The following is a 736-nucleotide window of genomic DNA, read 5'->3' on the forward strand; positions in this document are numbered from 1 at the left end:
TTTTAGACGATCATCCCGCCGTCAAAAAGGTTTATTACCCAGGGCTGCCGTCCCATCCGGGACATGAGCTTGCCAAGCGGCAAAGTACGGGCTTCGGAGGCATGATCTCGTTTGATATCGGAAAAGAAGAGAACGTGGACCTTGTCCTTGGCCGTTTGAAATGGTTTACGATCGCCGAAAGCCTTGGTGCGGTTGAAAGTCTGATATCGGTGCCGGCGCGAATGACTCATGCTTCGATCCCGCCTGAACGCAGGCTGGAGCTTGGCATCACAGACGGATTAATCCGTATTTCCGCCGGGGTTGAGGATATTGACGATCTGTTGGAAGACTTGCAGCAAGCGCTGGCCCCTCTTTCTTAAAATGGCTGAATTTACATGTCTGGTCATCTGTCAATCTATGTTATTCTCAAATCATATCCATTATGAAACAAAAGCAGGTGATCATGACATGCAGAAGAAAAAAGTCAAATCGCTGATGGAAGACTATAAGCAGTTTGCTTTTACGCTTCTCAGCGTAAGCGCATTTTTATATATCGGATCTGTCATTCCGGGACAAGGTTTGGAAACAGGCCAAAAGATGACAATGATGCTCGCGACGTGCGGCTTTTTAGGAGGAGCTTTCTATTGTGTGAAGCGCTCGCTCAAATATAAAAGACAATTAGACGAAATGGAAGAATCATAAGCAGAGAGACTCCTGAAGGGGTTCTCTGCTTTTTTTTGCTCGATCAATCCGTCCA

General features: G+C 46.6%; 2 protein-coding genes. Both read left to right on the forward strand.

Annotation, left to right across the window (positions count from 1 at the left end):
* On the forward strand, nucleotides 1–359 hold a 359-nt coding region (locus ACWHAR_RS26640; RefSeq protein ID WP_452088372.1), incomplete at its 5' end, for a PLP-dependent transferase.
* 88 nt (nucleotides 360–447) lie between these two features.
* A complete protein-coding gene (locus ACWHAR_RS26645) occupies nucleotides 448–681 on the forward strand; it encodes a YrhC family protein (RefSeq protein WP_011198155.1) in 234 nt (77 codons plus the stop codon).
* The last annotated feature ends 55 nt before the right edge of the window (nucleotides 682–736 follow it).

This window comes from Bacillus sp. LR--39 (assembly GCF_053613335.1).